At 45.7% G+C, this 15,656-nt stretch carries 15 protein-coding genes; 13 read left to right on the top strand and 2 right to left on the bottom strand.

The features are described from left to right. Window positions 1–266: 266 nt before the first annotated feature. Window positions 267–1,553 carry a citrate synthase gene (locus L5M10_RS03600; RefSeq protein ID WP_105252697.1) on the bottom strand — a complete coding sequence of 429 codons (1,287 nt, stop codon included), beginning with the start codon at window positions 1,551–1,553 and terminating at the stop codon, window positions 267–269. 414 nt (window positions 1,554–1,967) lie between these two features. Between L5M10_RS03600 and sdhC the strand changes: the two genes are divergently transcribed. The 10 genes from sdhC to L5M10_RS03550 all read left to right on the top strand — a co-directional run bounded on the left by sdhC (window position 1,968) and on the right by L5M10_RS03550 (window position 13,002). Beyond that, a complete protein-coding gene (sdhC, locus tag L5M10_RS03595; protein ID WP_012089416.1) occupies window positions 1,968–2,363 on the top strand; it encodes a succinate dehydrogenase, cytochrome b556 subunit in 396 nt (131 codons plus the stop codon). Further along, entirely contained in the window at window positions 2,357–2,704 is a 348-nt protein-coding gene (gene sdhD / locus L5M10_RS03590; RefSeq protein ID WP_028759700.1) for a succinate dehydrogenase, hydrophobic membrane anchor protein, read from the top strand. Before sdhC ends, sdhD begins: the two co-directional genes overlap by 7 nt. Next, a complete protein-coding gene (gene sdhA / locus L5M10_RS03585) occupies window positions 2,705–4,471 on the top strand; it encodes a succinate dehydrogenase flavoprotein subunit (RefSeq protein WP_011847025.1) in 1,767 nt (588 codons plus the stop codon). An 11-nt stretch (window positions 4,472–4,482) separates the two neighbouring features. After that, window positions 4,483–5,190 carry a succinate dehydrogenase iron-sulfur subunit gene (locus L5M10_RS03580; RefSeq protein ID WP_028759701.1) on the top strand — a complete coding sequence of 236 codons (708 nt, stop codon included), beginning with the start codon at window positions 4,483–4,485 and terminating at the stop codon, window positions 5,188–5,190. Window positions 5,191–5,404: 214 nt separating this feature from the next. Next, complete coding sequence (sucA, locus tag L5M10_RS03575; RefSeq protein WP_263254839.1) at window positions 5,405–8,236, top strand: 2-oxoglutarate dehydrogenase E1 component; 2,832 nt, start codon at window positions 5,405–5,407, stop codon at window positions 8,234–8,236. A gap of 31 nt (window positions 8,237–8,267) precedes the next feature. After that, window positions 8,268–9,458 carry a 2-oxoglutarate dehydrogenase complex dihydrolipoyllysine-residue succinyltransferase gene (gene odhB / locus L5M10_RS03570; protein WP_006081977.1) on the top strand — a complete coding sequence of 397 codons (1,191 nt, stop codon included), beginning with the start codon at window positions 8,268–8,270 and terminating at the stop codon, window positions 9,456–9,458. A 105-nt stretch (window positions 9,459–9,563) separates the two neighbouring features. Further along, window positions 9,564–10,730, top strand: coding sequence for an ADP-forming succinate--CoA ligase subunit beta (gene sucC / locus L5M10_RS03565; RefSeq protein WP_006081976.1), 1,167 nt, complete (start codon window positions 9,564–9,566; stop codon window positions 10,728–10,730). After that, on the top strand, window positions 10,730–11,602 hold the full coding sequence (gene sucD / locus L5M10_RS03560; RefSeq protein WP_028759703.1) for a succinate--CoA ligase subunit alpha: 873 nt from the start codon (window positions 10,730–10,732) through the stop codon (window positions 11,600–11,602). Before sucC ends, sucD begins: the two co-directional genes overlap by 1 nt. Before the next feature lie 399 nt (window positions 11,603–12,001). After that, window positions 12,002–12,409, top strand: coding sequence for a nucleoside diphosphate kinase regulator (gene rnk, locus L5M10_RS03555; protein WP_028759704.1), 408 nt, complete (start codon window positions 12,002–12,004; stop codon window positions 12,407–12,409). A gap of 95 nt (window positions 12,410–12,504) precedes the next feature. Then, entirely contained in the window at window positions 12,505–13,002 is a 498-nt protein-coding gene (locus L5M10_RS03550) for a GNAT family N-acetyltransferase (protein WP_263177229.1), read from the top strand. Window positions 13,003–13,085: 83 nt separating this feature from the next. Here L5M10_RS03550 and fur read toward each other — a convergent pair whose 3' ends face one another. Then, window positions 13,086–13,517: a ferric iron uptake transcriptional regulator gene (fur, locus tag L5M10_RS03545; protein ID WP_028759706.1), complete on the bottom strand. Its 432-nt coding sequence runs from the start codon at window positions 13,515–13,517 to the stop codon at window positions 13,086–13,088. A 257-nt stretch (window positions 13,518–13,774) separates the two neighbouring features. Here fur and cobB point away from each other — a divergent pair, with 257 nt between their 5' ends. The 3 genes from cobB (at window position 13,775) to L5M10_RS03530 (ending at window position 15,648) form a co-directional block, all read left to right on the top strand. Further along, window positions 13,775–14,506 (top strand): Sir2 family NAD+-dependent deacetylase, encoded by a 732-nt coding sequence (gene cobB, locus L5M10_RS03540; RefSeq protein WP_263254838.1) that lies wholly within the window; start codon window positions 13,775–13,777, stop codon window positions 14,504–14,506. After that, a complete protein-coding gene (locus L5M10_RS03535; protein ID WP_263254837.1) occupies window positions 14,503–14,952 on the top strand; it encodes an ATP-binding protein in 450 nt (149 codons plus the stop codon). Before cobB ends, L5M10_RS03535 begins: the two co-directional genes overlap by 4 nt. A 324-nt stretch (window positions 14,953–15,276) precedes the next feature. Continuing rightward, window positions 15,277–15,648 carry a hypothetical protein gene (locus L5M10_RS03530; RefSeq protein WP_168825387.1) on the top strand — a complete coding sequence of 124 codons (372 nt, stop codon included), beginning with the start codon at window positions 15,277–15,279 and terminating at the stop codon, window positions 15,646–15,648. Window positions 15,649–15,656 lie beyond the last annotated feature (8 nt).

Raw genomic sequence — 15,656 nt, 5'->3', positions numbered from 1 at the left:
CAGTTGATAGCAGAAACCATGCCAATGTTTAAATTTGTTTAATTTCAGTCTATTAGTCGTATTTTTGGCTAAGTGTGATTTGTGATTCTTACCAAATGTAGCCAAAAGGTTTAAAAAGTGATGAGAATAACTAAACGCGGTTAATTAAGATTACACAAGTGCGCAATTGCAACAATGTATTTTGTCAGGAGAAGGAAGTCTAAAAGAGGATTATTTGAAATGAAAAAAGCGCCCTTAGGCGCTTTTTAATGCGTAAGTCGTGGGACTTAGCGTTTGTCTTGTGCGACGAAATCACGCGCAGTTTCACCAGTATATAACTGACGTGGACGGCTGATTTTGTGGCCTGGTTGATCTAACATTTCTTTCCAGTGAGCAATCCAGCCTACAGTACGTGCCAGTGCGAACAGCACAGTGAACATACTGGTTGGAATACCAATGGCTTTCATAATGATGCCAGAGTAGAAGTCGACGTTTGGATACAGCTTTTTAGAAATGAAGTATTCGTCTTCAAGTGCAATGCGCTCAAGCTCCATTGCCACATCCAAGAGTGGATCTTGTACTTTCAGTTCTTTCAGCACTTCATGACAAGTTTCACGCATCACTTTGGCTCGTGGGTCAAAGTTTTTGTAAACACGGTGTCCAAAGCCCATCAGACGGAAAGGATCATTTTTATCTTTAGCGCGTTCAATGAATTCAGGAATACGGTCTACTGAACCGATTTCTTCTAACATTTGCAAACAGGCTTCGTTAGCGCCGCCGTGTGCAGGGCCCCAAAGAGATGCGATACCCGCTGCGATACACGCAAATGGGTTTGCACCTGAAGAACCGGCTAAACGTACTGTTGAAGTCGATGCATTTTGCTCATGATCTGCATGTAAAATGAAGATCCTGTCCATTGCACGTTCAACAATAGGGTTCACGACGTATTCTTCGCACGGTACAGCAAACATCATGCTTAAGAAGTTGCCTGCATAGCTTAAGTCATTACGTGGGTACACGAATGGCTGGCCTGAAGAATACTTGTAGCACATGGCTGCTATCGTAGGCATTTTTGAGACTAAGCGATAAGCGGCGATTTCGCGGTGACGTGGATCGTTAACATCCAGAGAGTCTTGGTAAAATGCAGATAATGCACCCGTCACACCACATAACATGGCCATAGGATGAGCATCACGACGGAAACCTCTAAAGAAGAAGGCTAGCTGCTCGTGAACCATAGTGTGGGTTTTAACTGTATGTACAAACTCAGTATATTGCGCTTTGGTCGGTAGTTCACCGTAAAGCAGCAAATAACACAGGTCTAGGTAATCGGAGTCAACGGCAAGTTGATCGATTGGATAGCCACGGTGTAACAATATACCCAGATCACCATCAATATAGGTAATTGCAGATTCACAGGAGGCAGTCGCAAGAAAACCTGGATCAAAAGTAAAGTAACCTTTGCTGCCAAGTTTACTGATATCGATTACGTCAAAACCAGCGGTTCCCTGCTTTACTGGCAATTCTATCGAGTCGTTCCCTGGTAATTCTAATTTGGCTTTTAAATCAGCCATACCCCGTTCTCCTTACTTAGTTCTTATCTGTGAGTGCGGCATGTCAAACCGCCATTACTTTACAGCCATTCTAGATCACATTTCAATTTAAATAAGCGTTTAAATTTGTTAGACCATGGTATAAAAGCCTTTACTTTTCTATTTGTAACTGGCACTTACAGTAAAAAATAGTCAAAAAAACATAATTTGCATTCTGTGATGTTTGTATTTGACATTTGCCGCGAGTATACTTGCCTCGCCCAATAAGGGCCGCAAACAACGATTATAAAGCACCCTTTGTTTACATGTTAAATGAGTGCGTGCTCAGATAGTTAACTGTTTGTTTAAACTTTGCTTTTGTGTTTACTTTTGCAGTGATCAACCTCCTGTTTAAAGTTTGTACAAAAGCGGTTCACATAACAAAAAAAATGCTCAATGGAGCTGAGTGAGCAGAACGTGAAAAAGCAAAGACCTGTCCATTTAGATCTGCAGACCATTCGCTTTCCTGCAACAGCGATTGTGTCAATTCTTCACCGTGTTTCCGGTGTCATCATGCTGTTCGCAGTTGGCATTCTCATTTGGTTGCTAAATTCATCTTTAGCATCAGCTGAAAGTTTCGCTGGCGTACAGTCTCTATTCGATAACTTCGTGATGAAGTTTATCCTGTGGGGCATTATGACTGCACTGGCGTATCACTTGTTTGGTGGCCTGCGCCACTTAGTAATGGATACCGGTCGTTGGGAAGAATTGTCATCGGGTGCCGCATCAGCGAAAGCTGTATTTGCCTTAACGGTAGCCTTTTCAATCATAGCGGGGATCTGGGTATGGTAACCAATGCAGCAAGTTTTGGACGCAGTGGTGTTCATGACTATATTCTACTACGCGCTAGTGCAGTGATCCTCGCCTGTTACACCATTTTCTTGGTTGGCTTTATTGCATGTAGTTCCCCTCTCACCTACGACGTCTGGCATGGCCTATTTAGTGCTCTGCCAATGAAAGTGTTTACACTTCTGACGCTGGTAGCCTTATTAGTACATGCTTGGATTGGTGTATGGCAAGTGCTGACAGATTACGTTAAGTGCACGTCGTTACGTGGTGTTTTACAGTTCACCTTTGTCGTTACCGTATTTTGTTATTTAGCGGCCGGCATTGTTATTGTGTGGGGTGTCTAAGTGAGTATTCCAGTACGCGAATTTGATGCTGTAGTGATCGGTGCCGGTGGCGCTGGTATGCGTGCAGCGCTGCAGATTTCCAAAGAAGGTAAAAGCTGCGCGCTTTTATCAAAAGTATTCCCAACCCGTTCTCATACCGTATCTGCGCAGGGTGGTATCACTGTTGCGTTAGGTAACGCCCATGAAGATCATTGGGAACAACACATGTACGATACCGTGAAAGGTTCCGATTTTATCGGTGACCAAGAAGCGATCGAGTTCATGTGTAAAACCGGTCCTGAAGCCGTGATTGAACTTGAGCAAATGGGTTTGCCTTTCTCTCGTTTCGAAAATGGTACGATTTACCAACGTCCATTTGGTGGTCAATCTAAGAACTTTGGTGGCGAGCAGGCTGCGCGTACTGCGGCAGCTGCCGACCGTACTGGTCATGCTTTGCTTCACTGTTTATATCAACAAAACGTTAAGCATAAGACGCAAGTCTTCTCAGAATGGTATGCATTAGATCTCGTTAAAAACGATGATGGCGCCGTTGTGGGTTGTACTGCGATTGAAATTGAAACGGGCGATATCGTTTATTTCAAAGCTAAAGCAACGATTCTTGCGACGGGTGGTGCAGGGCGTATTTACGCTTCGACGACTAACGCGCATATCAACACCGGTGACGGCGTAGGTATGGCAATGCGTGCTGGCGTGCAAATGCAAGACATGGAAATGTGGCAATTCCACCCAACTGGCATCGCCGGCGCGGGTGTACTTGTGACTGAAGGTTGTCGTGGTGAAGGCGGTTATCTGCTGAACAAAGACGGCGAGCGTTTCATGGAGCGTTATGCCCCTAACGCGAAAGATTTGGCATCACGCGACGTGGTAGCACGTTCTATGATGACTGAAATCCGCGAAGGTCGTGGTTTAGACGGTCCATTAGGCCCACACTGTTTGCTCAAGCTTGATCACTTAGGTAAAGAAACATTAGAAGCACGTTTACCAGGCGTGTGTGAATTGTCTCGTACTTTTGCCCATATCGATCCAGCCGATGGTCCAATTCCAGTACTACCAACCTGTCACTATATGATGGGCGGCCTACCAACTAAGGTCAGTGGTCAAGTTATTCGTAAGAATGAAGACGGCACTGAACAAGATGTTATTGGTCTGTTCGCTGTGGGTGAGATTGCCTGTGTATCTGTACATGGTGCAAACCGTTTAGGTGGTAACTCACTGCTTGACTTAGTGGTCTTTGGCCGCGCAGCGGGTCAGCATTTAGGTAAAGCTTTGGATGAGACTGACGATCCAAAAGACGCAAGTGATGCAGATATTCAAGCTTCTCTGGCGCGTCTGAATCGTTGGGAAAGCAACAAAGATGGCGAAGATCCAGCGCAAATCCGTAAGGATCTGCAACTGTGTATGCAATTAAACTTCTCTGTATTCCGTCGTGGCGATGCTATGGCTGAAGGGTTAGAGCAGTTGAAAGTGATTCGTGAACGTCTTGCAAATGCTAAATTGTCTGATAACTCTCGTGAATTCAATACTCAACGTATTGAATGTTTAGAGTTAGATAACTTGATGGCAACGGCAATCGCCACGGCTTATGCGGCTAACTTCCGTACTGAAAGCCGCGGTGCTCACTCACGTGAAGATTATTTAGAGCGTGATGATGAGAACTGGTTATGCCACAGCTTATTTGACCCAATCACTGAAACGATGGATCGTCGTGCAGTGAACATGGCACCTAAGTTACGTGAAGCATTCCCGCCGAAGAAACGTACCTACTAGGAGTTGCAAAGATGAAATTGACATTTGCAGTTTATCGCTACAATCCTGACGTAGATACTAAACCGTATATGCAGGATTACAGCTTAGAAGTGGCTGAAGGCTCTGACATGATGGTGCTCGATGCACTGATCAAGTTGAAAGAGCAAGATCCGACTTTGTCATTCCGTCGCTCATGCCGTGAAGGCGTGTGTGGTTCAGACGGCGTGAACATGAATGGTAAGAATGGTCTGGCGTGTATTACCCCAATTTCAACCTTTAAAGGTAAGAAATTAGAAATACGTCCATTACCAGGTATGCCAGTTGTTCGTGACTTAGTTGTTGATTTAACTCAGTTCTATAAGCAGTATGAGAAGATCAAGCCTTACCTCATCAATGATGAGAAACAACCTGCTCGTGAACACTTACAATCCCCTGAAGAGCGTGCTCATTTAGATGGTTTGTACGAATGTATTATGTGTGCCTGTTGTTCTACGGCTTGCCCATCATTCTGGTGGAATCCTGATAAGTTTATCGGTCCAAGCGGTCTGCTTCACGCATATCGTTTCTTGATCGACAGTCGCGATACAGCTACAGAAGAACGTTTATCTGAGCTGGACGACGCCTATAGCGTGTTCCGTTGCCATGGCATCATGAACTGCGTTGACGTTTGTCCAAAAGGTCTTAATCCGACTAAAGCAATTGGTCATATTAAGTCCATGCTGTTGAAGCGAGCAGTGTAATGCGAGAACCCGAGCTGAAACCAATAATAATATAGCTCTTGAAGAGTCACTTTCTGGTAGCAGAAGGTGACTCTTTTGCGTATGTAATGGAAGACAACGCGCCGTATATCTGGACATCTAGGGGCGGCAGAAATTATGCGTCGAAGGTAATCTCTACAGACTGCATATTTAATACTATGGCTAAGCACGTGTATAAAGTTTGAAAGGAATAGAAATGCACCAAGGCATCATGAAAGCCTGGCTCGAATCATCTCACTTAAGTGGTGCAAATTCGACCTACGTAGAAGAGATGTATGAAGCCTATCAAGAAGACCCACAGTCAGTCGCTGATGATTGGCGTGCGGTATTTGATAATCTCCCTCCTGTGAACGGTGCCTCTGTTGATGCGCCTGAAGCTGCTCACTCAAAAGTACGTGATTATTTTCGCAGTTTAGCGTTAGAAGGTCGCCATAAGAGCTCGGCTCGTGTGACGGATCCTGAAATGGATGCTAAGCAAGTTAAAGTCCTGCAATTAATTAACGCCCATCGTTTCCGTGGTCACCAAGGGGCTAATCTTGATCCCCTCGAACTGTGGAAACGTGAACCCGTAGCTGATTTAGATCCTGCCTTCCACGGCTTGACTAAAGAAGACATGGAACGTGAGTTTAATACAGGTTCTTTTGCTCATGGTGGCGAAACCATGAAGCTCGCGGATTTGGTAAAAGCGCTGAAAGCCACCTACTGTGGTTCTATCGGTGCTGAATATATGCACATTACCGATACCGATGAAAAACGCTGGATCCAACAACGTCTCGAACCTTCCTTAGGTAAAGCTAACTACGATAAAAGTGTTAAGACACGCATTCTTGAAGGCCTTAACGCCGCAGAAGGTATTGAAAAATACTTAGGTGCTAAATTCCCTGGTGCGAAACGTTTCTCGTTAGAAGGCGGTGATGCGTTAGTGCCTATGATGCGCGAAATTATTTATCGTGCAGGTGAAGCCGGTACTAAAGAAATCGTTGTCGGTATGGCTCACCGTGGTCGTCTGAACGTGTTAGTGAACGTATTAGGTAAGCGTCCAGCTGAACTGTTTGACGAGTTCGCAGGTAAGCATGCTGATACCCACGGTTCTGGTGACGTTAAGTACCACCAAGGTTTCTCCTCTGATTTTGAAACGCCGGGCGGCAATGTGCATTTAGCATTGGCCTTTAACCCATCGCACCTTGAAATCGTTAACCCTGTGGTCATCGGTTCTGTACGTGCCCGTCAAGACCGTCGTGGTTGTAAGGATGGCTTGCAAGTCATGCCTATTACTATTCATGGTGACTCTGCCATTGCGGGTCAAGGGATAGTACAAGAGACATTCAACATGTCTCAAACCCGTGGCTTTAAAGTCGGCGGCAGTATTCGCATCGTAGTGAACAACCAAGTGGGTTTCACGACGTCTAACCATGCGGACACTCGTTCGACTGAATACTGTACTGACATCGCTAAGATGGTTCAGGCACCGATTTTCCACGTTAACTCTGATGATCCCGAAGCCGTTGCTTTTGTGTCGCAGTTAGCCGTTGATTATCGTAACGAGTTCAAACGTGATGTGGTGGTTGAATTGGTCTGTTATCGCCGTCATGGCCATAACGAAGCCGATGAGCCAAGTGCAACTCAGCCGCTGATGTATGCCAAGATCAAGAAACACCCAACGCCACGTAAGATTTATGCAGACAAGCTAATCGCTGAAAACGTGATGGCAGCTGATGATGTGACTGGTCTTATCAATAATTACCGTGATGCATTAGATCAAGGTGATTGTGTGGTTAAAGAATGGCGCCCAATGACGCTGCATTCTGTTGACTGGACTCCGTATATCGGTCGTGAGTGGGACGAAGCGTATCAAGCCTCTATGTCGGCTGAGCGTTTACAAAGTCTGGCTGACAAACTGAGCTATGTACCTGAAAGTCATCCATTGCAATCACGGGTTGCTAAGATTTATAGTGACCGTTTAGCGATGGCAAAAGGCGAGAAGCCACTCGATTGGGGTTTTGCAGAAACGCTGGCTTATGCCTCAATTCTGGAAGACAACAAGCGTGTACGTATTACAGGTCAGGATTCTGGCCGCGGTACTTTCTTCCATCGTCATGCTGTATTGCACAATCAAAACGATGGCACGACTTACATGCCACTGCGCAATATTGCTGATGAACAAGGCCCAATTGATATTACTGACTCAGTATTATCTGAAGCCTCAGTACTGGCGTTTGAGTATGGTTATGCCACAGCAGAACCCGGCGGATTGACTATTTGGGAAGCGCAGTTTGGTGACTTTGCTAACTGTGCCCAAGTGGTAATCGATCAGTTCTTGTCATCGGGTGAGCAGAAGTGGGGCCGTTTATGTGGTCTGACTATGTTGTTACCCCATGGCTATGAAGGTCAAGGCCCTGAGCATTCAAGCGCCCGTTTAGAGCGTTTCTTGCAGATGTGTGCTAACCACAATATGCAAGTGTGTGTGCCTTCAACACCTGCACAGGTCTACCATATGTTGCGCCGCCAAGTGGTGCGCCCTATGCGTCGACCACTTATCGTTATGTCGCCTAAGTCATTACTACGTCATCCATTAGCGGTTTCAAGCTTGGAAGAATTAGCCAATGGCAGTTTCCAAAATGTAATCGGTGAAATCGATACGTTGGAAGCAAGCAAGGTTGACCGAGTTGTCTTCTGCAGTGGTAAGGTTTACTTCGAGCTGCTGGAAAAACGTCGTAAAGAAAATATCACTAACGTAGCGTTAATCCGTGTCGAACAGTTATATCCGTTCCCACATGATGAAATGATCGTTGCTTTGGCTGATTACCAACATGTGAAAGATTTTGTTTGGTGTCAGGAAGAGCCACAGAACCAAGGTGCTTGGTACTCTAGTCAACACCATTTCTGGGCCGCGGTTCCTGCAGGTGCACAGTTAACTTATGCTGGTCGTGAAGCGTCAGCTGCACCAGCGTGTGGTTACCCTGAGTTGCACACACATCAGCAAGAATCTTTAGTGAACAGTGCCCTGAAACTTACAATCTCACTGTAGTAATAGACATTTTATAAAAGGATAGTTTTTCATGAGTATCGAAATCAAGGTACCCGTACTACCAGAATCTGTTGCCGATGCCACGATTGCCACTTGGCATGTGAAAGTGGGCGAGCAAGTTTCTCGTGATCAAAACCTGGTTGATATTGAAACCGATAAAGTGGTTCTTGAAGTGGTTGCGCCAGAAGATGGCCACATTGGCGAGTTCTTATTTGAAGAAGGCGCCACTGTTCTGGGTGAACAAGTGATCGCTAAATTCATCGCCGGTGCTGTATCGGGCAAAGAAGTCACTAAAGCACAAGCTGAAGCGGCAACGCCTGCAGCTGAAACCAGCGATGAAAGCAGTGATGCGTTAAGCCCATCTGTTCGCCGTTTACTGGCAGAGCACAATGTTGATGCCAGCAAAGTAAAAGGCACTGGTGTGGGTGGTCGTATTACTAAAGAAGACGTTGAAGCCTTTGTTAAGTCTGCCCCTAAAGCTGCGGCGCCAGCAGCACCTGCTGTAGCTCCGTTAGCGGCTGGCCGTAGCGAGAAGCGCGTGCCAATGACACGTCTGCGTAAGACAATCGCAAACCGCTTGTTAGAAGCGAAAAACTCTACCGCTATGCTCACGACGTTTAACGAAGTGAACATGAAGCCCATCATGGATATCCGTAAGCAATACCAAGATATCTTTGAAAAGCGCCACGGTATTCGTTTAGGCTTTATGTCTTTCTACATCAAAGCCGTGACTGAAGCGCTGAAACGTTTCCCAGAAGTCAACGCGTCTATTGATGGCGATGATATCGTCTATCACAACTACTTCGACATCAGCATCGCAGTATCAACACCACGTGGTCTGGTAACACCAGTGTTACGTGACACTGATACCATGAACTTAGCTGAAATCGAAAAAGCAGTTCGTGACTTAGCCCTTAAAGGCCGTGACGGTAAGCTGACTGTGGCTGACATGACTGGCGGTAACTTCACTGTGACTAACGGTGGTGTTTTCGGTTCACTGATGTCTACACCGATCCTTAACCTGCCACAAAGTGCGATTTTAGGCATGCATGCCATTAAAGATCGCCCAATGGCAGTCAATGGTCAGGTTGAAATCCTGCCCATGATGTACCTAGCACTCTCATATGACCATCGTATTGTTGATGGCCGTGAGTCTGTTGGTTTCTTGGTTGCGATTAAAGACTTCCTAGAAGACCCAACTCGTCTGCTGCTTGATCTGTAACACAACTCGATAAGAGATTGCGCTTAAAGAAATAGCCAGACATACCCTCGTGACTGGCCCAAACGGGCCAGTTGGATTTGATTAGAAGTATACGGATAGATCATCATGAATTTGCATGAGTATCAGGCAAAATCCTTATTTGCCGAATATGGTTTACCAGTGTCAGAAGGTTTTGCATGTGATACAGCCCAAGAAGCTGTAGAAGCGGCAGGCCATATTGGCGGAAATTTATGGGTTGTTAAGTGTCAAGTACACGCAGGCGGCCGCGGTAAAGCAGGTGGCGTTAAAGTCACTGGCGATAAAGAAGAAATCAGAGCCTTTGCCGAACACTGGTTAGGCAAAAATCTGGTGACTTATCAAACTGATGAGAAAGGCCAGCCAGTTGCTAAAATTTTAGTAGAAAGCTGTACCGACATTGCTAACGAACTGTACTTAGGTGCCGTTGTTGACCGCGCGACTCGTCGTGTTGTGTTCATGGCGTCGACTGAAGGTGGTGTTGAAATTGAGAAAGTGGCAGAAGAAACGCCAGAACTCATCCACACTGCAATCATCGATCCTTTGACTGGCCCACAAGGTTATCAAGCACGTGATCTTGGCTTCAAGTTAGGTTTAAACCCAACTCAAATGAAGCAGTTCACTAAGATTTTCATGGGTCTGGCGACTATGTTCGTTGATCATGATTTCGCATTGCTTGAAATCAACCCACTGGTTATTACCACTGAAGGCAACCTACACTGCCTAGACGGTAAAATCGGTATCGACGGTAACGCACTTTATCGTCAACCAAAAATCAAAGGCATGCACGATCCATCACAGGATGATGCCCGCGAAGCTCACGCTGCTAAGTTCGAGCTGAACTACGTTGCATTAGACGGTAACGTTGGCTGTATGGTGAACGGTGCAGGTCTGGCGATGGGTACTATGGATATCGTTAACTTGCACGGTGGCAAGCCAGCGAACTTCTTAGACGTAGGCGGCGGCGCGACGAAAGAACGTGTAGCAGAAGCATTCAAAATCATTCTGTCTGACAGCAATGTGAAAGCGGTTCTGGTTAACATTTTCGGCGGTATCGTACGTTGTGACATGATCGCAGAAGGTATTATCGGCGCTGTTAAAGAAGTGGGCGTTAAAGTACCTGTTGTGGTTCGTTTAGAAGGTACTAACGCTGAACTTGGCCGTGAAGTATTAGCTAAATCAGGTCTAGATATCATTGCAGCTACCAGTCTAACTGACGCGGCTGAGCAAGTAGTTAAAGCTGCGGAGGGCAAATAATGTCTGTCTTAATCAATAAAGATACCAAGGTAATTTGCCAAGGTTTCACTGGCGGTCAAGGTACATTCCACTCACAACAAGCTATCGATTACGGTACGCAAATGGTGGGTGGTGTGTCTCCTGGTAAAGGTGGTCAAACTCACTTAGGTCTGCCAGTGTTCAACACTGTGAAAGACGCTGTGGCTGCGACTGGCGCAACTGCTTCTGTGATCTATGTACCGGCTCCGTTCTGTAAGGATGCCATTCTTGAAGCTATCGACGGTGGCATCGAGCTTATCGTTTGTATCACTGAAGGCATTCCTACACTGGACATGCTGCAAGTTAAAGTGAAGCTTGAAGAAACTGGCGTTCGCATGATCGGCCCTAACTGCCCAGGTGTTATCACCCCAGGTGAATGTAAGATCGGCATCATGCCTGGTCACATCCACTTAAAAGGCAAAGTGGGTATCGTTTCTCGTTCAGGTACTCTGACTTATGAAGCGGTTAAGCAAACGACGGATGAAGGTTTCGGCCAATCTACTTGTGTAGGTATTGGTGGTGACCCAATTCCAGGTACTAGCTTCATTGATGTACTGGAAATGTTCCAAAACGATCCACAGACTGAAGCGATCGTTATGATCGGTGAAATCGGTGGTAACGCTGAGGAAGATGCGGCGGCTTTCATTAAAGCACACGTGACTAAGCCTGTTGTGTCTTATATTGCGGGTGTCACTGCACCTGCTGGTAAGCGTATGGGCCATGCTGGCGCGATTATCGCTGGCGGTAAAGGTACTGCAGAAGACAAATTTGCTGCATTAGAAGCAGCGGGCGTGACAACTGTCCGCTCGCTTGCTGATATCGGCAAAGCGCTGCGTATTCGTACAGGTTGGTAAGCTAACCTTTCGAATAAAAAAGGCGCCTAAGGCGCCTTTTTTATTGGCTGTAATTTCGGCAGCGAATCGCAGTAAATGACAGGAATGGGATTGAGCTAACACCATGAAGACTAGATATTTTTTCTTCTACGGGTTAGATTGATGCTTCTCTACTACGCGCTCGTCTGCGTCATTGGCGAGGATAATGTGAGTAGAGCCATTAACCATGAGCTAAGTGCTTATGGCTTCAGTGCTGTTCTGCAAAAAATCTTGAACTCAAATTTATTTAACACGGTTGCAGTCTATCGTTGCGAGCGTATTTGTTTTATGGGGCTTATCGCATTGGGGGAGGGTAAGCAACAGAGTCGATGTTAGCCACAGTAACGGCTTAAACATCACATTTTTTACGAGGGAAAAACTGTGAAAACACCTAAAATCATTATTTCGGAAATTGACTTAGAAAGACTAGAGCGATTATTGGAGTCACTGCCGGCAAATGCGTTTCCGGGCAAAGCGGCATTGGAGGCTGAATTAGACAGAGCCGATATTGTGCCTGCATCACAGGTGCCCGCGAATGTGGTGACCATGAATTCAGAAGTGAAGTTTAGCGTTTCATCCAGTAATGAGACTTTCTGTTTACGTTTAGTGTATCCAAAAGACGTGAACGGCGCGGGCACGATTTCTATTTTGGCGCCGGTGGGCAGCGCATTATTAGGGCTCTCTCAAGGTGATGAAATTGAATGGCCAGGTCCGGGTGGTTCTATGGTAAAAGTGCGTATTGAGGAAATCCTGTATCAGCCTGAACGCAGTGGTGATTTCCACCGTTAAGCTTGAGGTATTGGCGTAGTGTCGTTGACGTTACGCCAGTGCACTTTAAGCGAACCATTGGTTGATTTTTAAGTGCCATTTTTGAAGGAGCAAAGATGATAACCCAAACTGAACGGTTAATTATTCGACCATTTACTGAGCAAGATTGTGAAGCGCTTTATTTGATGAACAGTAATCCCGCGATGCTGAAATACATTCCCACCGCGGCATTTACAGCTCGCGAGCAGGCGGTTGAGTTGTTTCACAAGGTGATCACAGTCGATTATCAGCAACATGGTTTTGGCCGTTGGGCGGTAGAGCATAAAGCCGATAAGCGGGTGATTGGTTTTTGCGGTCCGAAATTTATTCCAGAATTCAGCGAAGTCGAACTGGGTTATCGTTATTTCCCTGAGTATTGGGGAACTGGAATTGGTACTGAGGCCGCATTTGCTGCATTAGCTGAATTTAAACGTTTTGGCATTGACCAGACGATTGCACTTATCTTAGCAGGGAATCTCGGTTCTGAAGGTGTGGCTAAGCGTGTGGGCATGCATTGGCGTGAGCAAAATGAGTTTATGGGCCATAAAGTGAATATCTACGCCAAGGTGTTATAGCGGTTTACCCATAAACATCATCCAATAAAAAACCAGCCTTAGGCTGGTTTTTTGCTTAATGCTTTATAAACGCAATGGCCGACTTAGGCGTCGTTATGCTCACAGGTATCGTTGGTGCAAGTGCCGTACAAATATAAGCTGTGATTAGTCAGCTTAATGTTGTGTTTCATGGCAATTTCATCTTGACGACGTTCGATGACTTCATCTGAAAACTCAATCACTTTGCCACACGAGAGGCAAACTAAGTGATCATGATGATGCTGAGTCGATAGTTCGAAAACGGCTTTACCGCTCTCAAAATGATGGCGACTGACAATACCTGCATCATCAAATTGGTTTAACACACGGTAGACGGTGGCTAGACCAATTTCTTCACCGATATCGAGCAGCTTCTTGTACAAATCTTCTGCACTGATATGTTGGTTTTCAGGTCCTTGCATCAGTTCTAGGATCTTGACTCGTGGCAGGGTAATTTTCAAACCCGCTTTTTTTAGCGCTTGATTTCCATCTGTCATTGCTAATCTCTTGATTGCAGAACCAATAGGTTCATCCGTGGATAGTGTTTGCCATTATAGGTGCTCAGGTTGAAAACTTAAACCTTTGTTCTGGCTTTCTAGGGCGATATGCAGATAAATTGTGTCAATAGGCGTTAAATCACAATATTTTGCGGCAATTCAAGCATAGTTTTTGTATGGTTATACCAAGGAATAATATTCACGGCTGCCAAAGTCAGTGAGAATAATTCAAATAAATAAAATAATAAGGAATCGGCATGTACCAGCAAATTGTGGTGTTAACTGGCGCAGGGATCTCTGCTGAGTCGGGTTTACGCACCTTTCGCGATCAAGATGGTCTGTGGGAAGAGCATCATATTGAAGACGTTGCTACACCAGAAGGTTATGAGCGTGATGCTGAATTGGTAGAGCGATTTTACAATAGTCGTTGGTTGCAACTGCACAGTGGCACGGTTGAACCCAATGCAGCGCATGTGGCCTTGGCAAAGTTGGAAGCGGACTTTAAAGGTCAATTACTTGTCATCACACAAAATATTGATGACCTGCATGAGCGTGCGGGCTCGCGCCGTCTATTGCATATGCACGGTGAATTATCCAAAGGCCGTTGTCCGCGCTCGCGTCAGACCTTTATTTTACGTGAGCCCTTTGGTATCGATAATTGCTGTACTTGTTGTATTCCGGCTCAGCGATTACGCCCCCATGTGGTGTGGTTTGGTGAAATGCCCTTAGGGATGGATCGAATTCACGATGCGCTCGATAACTGTGACTTGTTTATTGCCATTGGCACCTCTGGCACTGTGTATCCTGCCGCGGGCTTTGTGGATACAGCTAACCATCATGGGGCTCAAACAGTCGAAGTGAATATGATGGCACCCGATAGACACAGTCAGTTTCAATATCACCTCACAGGAAAAGCGGGGGAGTTAGTGCCTCAGTTGGTTGATACCATTTTAGCGGGTCTAGTGATTGGCAGTGAGTCGAACACATGAGCGAAAAAGTTGCGATTATAATGCGTGGCTTACCGGGCAGTGGTAAGTCACATTGGGTTGAAACTTACATTCTGTCCCTTCCTTTAGAAAAAGCCATTGGCGTGCGGCAACGTGGCGTATTTTCGACCGATAGTTTTTTCTACCATGAAGATGAATATCGTTTCGATGCCAAGAAATTACCTGAGTTTCATCAATGTAATTTGGCGGGGTTTATTCAGGCACTTTCTTCAAGCGAGCCCGTGGTGATTTGTGATAATACCAATCTGTGCCACTGGGAATACATGGCCTATGAAGCGGCGGCAAAAGCCTTAGGTTATCAAGTTCGAATTGTGCTTGTGGGTGAACCAAGCAGTCTGGCTCATCAGCAGGAATGCGCGAAACGTAATCGCCACGGCGTTCCTTTGGCACAAATTCAGCGGATGGCGAAGGGATTTGAAGATTTTTAATTTCAGGTACTTACTTATGTTGAGTATTGTGATCTGTAGCAATCAATTTTAGGTATGGGTCCCGCAGTGTTTTCGCCCTGTCATAAGTCTGTTGTACTCTGTTTCAACGTTCTGCTTTGTGTATGTGTATGTGTATGTGTGTGGCTCATACATTCGCCTTATCTATTTGACCGTGCACTTTAAGCTTGATCCCAAAGACAGTTTATCCACATAAGTCTGCGTATAATGCGCTAACTTGTGTGGCATTGAAGGGCCAATGCAAGATTGCTGCTCACTTGATCGAGACCATTGAGCACAAGCGGACGTTTATCAGAGGAAAGAGCCATGCTCATTAAAATTTTACTAACAGTCTTAGTCATTGCTGGCGCTTGGTTTTTACTGGTGAAACGCAAGCGTCAGATTGAACCTCTGGCTGTTAATCTCAGTTCAAAGCGTTTTAGTGAACCGCTGTGGCGTCGATACCTGTTGACGGGTGTGTTTGTGGTGATTGGATTTAGCCTACTGAGTTACAGTGTTTGGTATTGGCGCGATCAGCATAGAATTGTCACTGTGAGAATTGTGTCACCGAATGCCGACAATAACGGCGAGTATCGTGTGCGAAAAGGGGATATCTCAGACTCGAAAATGGTCACTATCGATGGCATACATATTCGCTTTTCGACCCAAGAACGGTTGGCAATTATCGAAACCGATTAAGGCATATT

Source organism: Shewanella sp. SM32 (genome assembly GCF_025654235.1).
GTDB lineage: Bacteria > Pseudomonadota > Gammaproteobacteria > Enterobacterales > Shewanellaceae > Shewanella > Shewanella oncorhynchi.
This window is presented reverse-complemented; position numbering and strand designations above follow the sequence as displayed.